Consider the following 5932-nt stretch of genomic DNA (forward strand, 5'->3'; position numbering starts at 1 on the left):
GACTAGCACCATCGCCAAAATCCAGAGCGACGCGTGTCCGCCCCTCAGAGCGATCAGTTGCGCGCAGAGCGCCGCATAGCTCGTGCCGCGCTCGATGCCGAGCAGCGCCAACGCGCCGCACGCGGCCAACGTCGCCCCCAGCGCGATCGTTTGCGGCGCGCCGATGCGCTCAGCAACGCGCGGAGCGAACAGATTGATCGGGAACACCGCGTCAGCGAGGCCGCCAAACTCGACCGCGGGAGTCTTGCCGGCCGCGAAATCGCCGCAGCATGGGAGACGGGCTGGATCTCGAGAGCAGCATTCCGCATGGCTCACCTCCAGTTCGAGACCCAACTCGAACGAGACGGCTCCGATTCGATCCATGCTTCGGCCACGGCCGAAGCATTGTGGAGCTTTGCAGCCGAGAAAGTTGCAGACATGAAAACGCCGCGCGGCAAGCCGCGCGACGTTTTGCCTCACGAACGCAATGCGGCGAGATCAGCTCGCGGCGCGAAGGTTGACCTTGCCTTCCGCGAGCGATGTCAACTTCTGGTCGGTGGTCTTTTCCTCATCCAGGGTCTTCTGCAGGATGCTGGCGCAATCGCTGCGGCCGAGTTGCCGGGCCCAAGCGATCAGCGAGCCGTAACGCACGATCTCGTAATGTTCGGCCGCCTGCGCGGCATTGATCAGCGCCGCGTCGAGCACCGCCTTGTCGGCCACTTCGCCCGCAACCTCATCGGCTTCCTTGATGATGCCGTCGATGGCGGGACAGTCGACCGCCTTCACGGCCAGACCCTGCATCTGGAACACCTGCTCCAGCCGCTGGACATGAGTCTTGGTTTCCTCGAGATGCTTCAAAAAGCCGTCTTTCAGCTGCTTGTCCGTGGCCTTGTCGGCCATGTTCGGAAGCGCCTTCACGAGCTGTTTCTCGGCATAATAGATGTCCTGCAATTGATGGACGAACAGATCGTTCATGGTTTTGATGTCTTTGGAAAACAGTCCCATCGCGCTGATCCTCAGGTTTTTGGGAACACGCGAGCGCGGCCTCACTTTGGTACCCGCTCTCATGTTCGGTTGCTGACCAGCTGCTAACGAGCCGCTCCAGCCCTCGTTCCTGGAACGGCGAAAAACACAGCCGGGACGGCTGGAACATTCCGGGCCTGCAACCGCCTGAGCGGCTGCGGCAAAACGCGTCGAAAACCTCAATTTTGAGGCCGGCAACCCATTTGCGAGGTTGGGCCGACGGGGATCGAAGGGCGAACCCCGCCGTTGTCAAGGACTGCACAACGGCTGGTTTTTGCCTTAAGGAACCTGGGCCGGGGTGCGATAGGGCGCCCATGCTTAACGGTATTGACGGGCTTCGACGATTTTGCCGCCCTGCCGGGAGGATGAATGCAAGGACTTTTGACCGCGCTCAGGCGCGGTTTCAAGAAATGGATTGGCTGGAAGCGCTTAGGAGTTGCGGCAAGCGTCGCAATCATTGCTTTTGCGATCACCACGCTCGTCCGCACGCTGAAGGGCGTCGATACCGGCGTGATCCTGACCGCGCTCACCGAGATACCGCATGGGCGGATCGCGCTGGCCGCATTGTGCGTATTTGGCGCGTTCTGTACGCTGACCTTCTACGATTTCTTCGCGCTGCGCACGATCGGCAAGAGGCAGGTGCCCTACAATATCGCCGCGCTGTCGAGCTTCACCAGCTATTCGATCGGCCATAACATCGGGGCCACCGTTTTCACCGGGGGCGCGATCCGGTTCCGAATCTATACCGATTACGGGCTGAACGCGATCGACGTCGCCAAGATCTGCTTCCTCTCCGGACTGACCTTCTGGCTCGGCAATCTGGTCGTGCTCGGGATCGGCATGGCCTATCACCCGCAGGCGGCCTCCTTCATGGACCTGCTGCCGCCGGCCGTGAACCGCCTGATTGCGCTCGGGTGCCTCGCGGGCATCGCGATCTACTTCATCTGGCTAGTGACGGGCAAGAACCGGCGCGAGCTCGGACAAAACGGCTGGAAGGTTGTGCTGCCGTCGGCGCGCCTGACTCTGGTGCAAGTCTTGATCGGCGTGGTCGACCTCGGCTTTTGCGCGACCGCGATGTATCTCCTGGTGCCGGCCGCGCCCGGCATCGATTTCATGTCGCTCGCCGTGGTGTTCATCCTGGCGACGCTGTTGGGATTTGCGAGCCACGCACCCGGCAGCCTCGGCGTGTTCGACGCCGCCATGCTGGTGGCGCTGCCGCAGTTCGGGCGAGAACAGCTACTCGCCACACTGCTCGTGTTCCGCGTGCTGTATTTCGTCGTCCCCTTCAGTATTGCCATCTCCATCATGGGAACACGCGAGCTGTGGCTCAATGTCGTGCGACCCTGGCAGGAACGACGCAAATTGAGCGGGAACTGCATGCCAGCCAGTAGTTCCACCGCAGCGGCTCCCGTCGCCCACACCGCCGCCGTGCCGCAGACGATGCAAACGGTCAAGCGCCTGAAATCGCAAGCGTGACTTGTTACGCCATTCGCCTCACCTCACTCGCAAGAGTGACGTGTCACGTTATTTTGGTTTTGCGCGGCCCGTTTTATTCCCTATTTCCGCCATCACCTGTAACGTCAAGCGCGTCATGATCCAAAATCATCTCCGTTCGATTATCGCCGCAGCAGTGCTTGCGGGCGCGTTGGGCGCATTGCCGGCACAGCGCGCGGCCGCACAGAGCACGCCGGACGCCGGCATGCAGATCAATTGGGAAGTGCGCAACCGCTTCCGGCTATTCCGCGAGGAGCGCGATTTCCAGCTCCATGTCGACAGCGCCGGTGGCCGCAGCATTCTTGCCTCCGAAGACGCGCTGGAACTGCAGAGCGACGGCCGCGGCTGGGCACGCAACATGGTCAACCGTCTCTGCATCGATCTGGCGGGCCGTGTCAGCGAGCCCTGCACCCGCGACAACGTCAAGGAGAGCTATCTGACGCCCGTCGATCATCCCGTCACCGTCCGGCTGGCCGGCGCGGTTCCGGTTGGTGCCACCTGCGCCTGGTCATTCGACGACGGCGACGGGCCGCCGCAGCAATCGACCTTCGACTGCGCCGAGCCGGTCAATCTGCGCGTCCGCTATGGACGCCAGACGGTTGCAACCGTGGATGTCTCGAGCGGCCCGGACACGCCGCAGCGGGTCACGACCGAGATCCAGGTCCGGGATATCCTGATCGCCGGCCTCGGCGACAGCATCGCCTCCGGCGAGGGCAATCCGGACCGCCCGATCGCGCTGTCCGACGAAGGGTTCTGCTTCCGCTATTATCTGGGATCGGCAAGCGCCCAATATTACCGTCCGAGCCGCGCCGGTTACCAGGGCGGCCGGGCCTGCGAGGCGCCGGACACGCTGGCGAATTGGCAGCGCCACAGCGCGCTCTGGCTCAACTCCGCCTGCCACCGCTCGCTCTACAGCTATCAGACCCGCACCGCGCTGGCGCTCGCCGTGCAATATCCGCACATCGCCGTGACCTATCTGCCGCTGGCCTGCACCGGCGCAACCATCGCCGATGGGCTGTTCGGCAGCCAGCGCGCCCGCGAATGTCCCCCGAGCAAATCGTCCACCACCTGTCAGGCGGGGGTCAACGGCCAGCTTTCAGAACTGCGCGACGCGCTTGCCGCAGCGAGACGCCGGCAACCCGACCGCCAGCTTGATCTGGTGCTGCTTTCGATCGGCGCCAACGACGTCTATTTTTCCGGCCTGGTCGCCGACGTGATCGTCGACACACCGACCGAGCGCGCGCTGTTCCGGCGCACCGGCGTGATCGCGACGGTGGACGAGTCGCGGTCGGCGCTCGCCGGCGAATTGCCGGAGGGCTTCGCCAAATTGCGCGCGGCGCTCAAGCCGCTGGTCGGCGACATGTCGCATGTGATCTACACATCCTACGCCAACCCCGCGCTCGCCGGCGGCGGCGCGCCATGCCCTGGCGGCCGCGCTGGTTTCGAGATCCATCCCTCGTTCAACGCCGACCCGCAGCGCCTCGCCAACGTCTCGCGCTTCGTGCAGGATGAGTTCCTGCCGCGGCTCAAGGCGCTCGCGCAGTGCCGGTCCGGCGTGATGTGCAGCGATCCGACCACTGACCGCATGACCTTCGTCGATGCCCATCAGGCTGCCTTCGGCGACCACGGATTTTGCGCGCGTGCCGAGAGCGACCCGGAATTCGACCGGCTGTGTTTCGCAGCCGACGGCAACAGCTTCAATTCGGATATCGTAACCGGCGCCAACCAGCCGATGCTGTGCGGCCGCAGCGCCGGCGAATACCGCGCCTATCTGCCCCGCGCGCGCTGGATTCGCGACGCCAACGACAGCTATTTCGCGGCCATGACCTACCCGCAGGGCCTGCCCACCGCGATGCAGCCGTCCGATATCCATGACGCGACCTGGGGCGTACTGTCGGCAGTCTATGGCGGGGCAGTGCACCCTACAGCCGAGGGGCACGCCGCGATGGCGGATGCCGTACTGCCGGCCGCCGCCGCCGTGCTGCGGCTGGACGCGTTCGAGCCCAACGTGACGATCGAGCCGCTCGGACCCGCGGGCGCGACCCAGCAGCAATAGGCGGCGGGTGACGAGCGACTTTCCAAGCCGGCTCGCCGAGGCGTAGACTTGTCGATGCATGCTGCGGCGCGACCGCGGCGTGTCAACGACAAGTGACATCGTCCAAGAAAAATCGTCCAGGGGAGAAAACGAATGACCAAACCATCTGCCCGTTGGCGGGGCGTCAGCCTGCTTGCGACGGCCGCGGCGATCTGTCTTGCCGCGCCGGCCGCCGCACAATCCGGCGATCCGATCAGGATCGGCGTCATCGCGGAGGTCCAGTCGATCGCGGGTGCCGCCACCCCGGGCGGCGCACAGATCGCCGCCGAGGAAATCAACGCCAAGGGCGGCGTGCTTGGACGCAAGATCGAGATCGTCACCTATGACAACAAGAGTTCATCGGCCGACTCGGTCCGCGCCTTCCAGCGCGCGGTCAGCGAGGACAAGGTGAGCGCGGTGATCGCAAGCTACATCAGCGAGGTCGTGCTGGCGCTCGAGCCGTGGGCGGCGCGGCTGAAGATGCCGATGATCACACCGGGCGCCGCCTCCAACGAGATCACCAAGGCGATCCACAACGACTACGACAAGAACAAGTACACCTTTCACGGCTACCTGACCTCGGCGGCGCAGGCGCAACTGGTATGCGACGCGGCCAAGGAGCTTCTGGTCGACAATCTCAAGCTCAAACGCGTCGCGATCATGAGCGAGGACGCGGCCTGGACCAAGCCGCTCGACACCGGCTACGAGGCGTGTTTTCCGAAGGTCGGCCTCGATGTCGTCGAGCATGTGCGCTTCTCGCCCGACACCACCGACTTCACGCCGATCTTCAATAACATCGAAGCCAAGAGGCCGGACGCGATCGTGACCGGCATCTCGCATGTCGGCGTGCAGCCGACGGTGCAATGGAAGAATCAGCAGGTGCCGGTGCCGCTGTTCGGCATCAGCGCGCAGGCGCTGAGCCCGACATTCTGGAACGACACCAATGGCGCCGCCGATGGCGTGCCGTCGCTCGCGGTCGCAACGCCCGACGTCGCAGTGACGCCGAAGACAAAGCCGTTCGCGCAGGCCTTCAAGGCGAAATTCGGTATGCCGCCGGCCTACACCGGCTATACGGCCTACGACGATGTCTACATCATCGCCGAGGCGATCCAGCGCGCCGGCTCAACCGATCCCGACGAGATGGTCACGGAGATGGAAAAGACCAACTACGAAGGCACCATCGGCCACATCCAGTTCTACGGCCGGGACGATGAGTTCACCCACGGCATCAAGTCCGGCCCAGGCGCCGTGACCGGCTTGGTGTTCCAGTGGCAGAACGGCAAGCAGGTCACCGTCTGGCCGAAGGCCATCGCCGAAGGGACGCTGAAGTTTCCGGATTTCGTGAAACTGTCGCAGTAGAGG

At 64.1% G+C, this 5932-nt stretch carries 4 protein-coding genes and 1 pseudogene; 3 read left to right on the plus strand and 2 right to left on the minus strand.

Going from position 1 to position 5932, the window contains the following annotated elements:
- Positions 1-207, minus strand: a pseudogene (locus tag WCB02_RS25635) (hypothetical protein); the annotation flags it as partial.
- Between the two features lie 270 nt (positions 208-477).
- Complete coding sequence (locus tag WCB02_RS25640; RefSeq protein ID WP_423962558.1) at positions 478-984, minus strand: ferritin-like domain-containing protein; 507 nt, start codon at positions 982-984, stop codon at positions 478-480.
- A 387-nt stretch (positions 985-1371) separates the two neighbouring features.
- Here WCB02_RS25640 and WCB02_RS25645 point away from each other — a divergent pair, with 387 nt between their 5' ends.
- The 3 genes from WCB02_RS25645 to WCB02_RS25655 all read left to right on the plus strand — a co-directional run bounded on the left by WCB02_RS25645 (position 1372) and on the right by WCB02_RS25655 (position 5929).
- The gene (locus WCB02_RS25645; RefSeq protein ID WP_423962559.1) at positions 1372-2478 is read left to right on the plus strand and encodes a lysylphosphatidylglycerol synthase transmembrane domain-containing protein; all 1107 of its coding nucleotides are present in this window, start codon (positions 1372-1374) and stop codon (positions 2476-2478) included.
- Positions 2479-2593: 115 nt separating this feature from the next.
- The gene (locus tag WCB02_RS25650; RefSeq protein WP_423962560.1) at positions 2594-4552 is read left to right on the plus strand and encodes a hypothetical protein; all 1959 of its coding nucleotides are present in this window, start codon (positions 2594-2596) and stop codon (positions 4550-4552) included.
- A gap of 132 nt (positions 4553-4684) precedes the next feature.
- Positions 4685-5929, plus strand: coding sequence for an ABC transporter substrate-binding protein (locus WCB02_RS25655; protein WP_423962561.1), 1245 nt, complete (start codon positions 4685-4687; stop codon positions 5927-5929).
- The last annotated feature ends 3 nt before the right edge of the window (positions 5930-5932 follow it).

The sequence above is a fragment of the Bradyrhizobium sp. genome, from assembly GCF_049581145.1.
Taxonomy (GTDB): Bacteria; Pseudomonadota; Alphaproteobacteria; order Rhizobiales; family Xanthobacteraceae; genus Bradyrhizobium.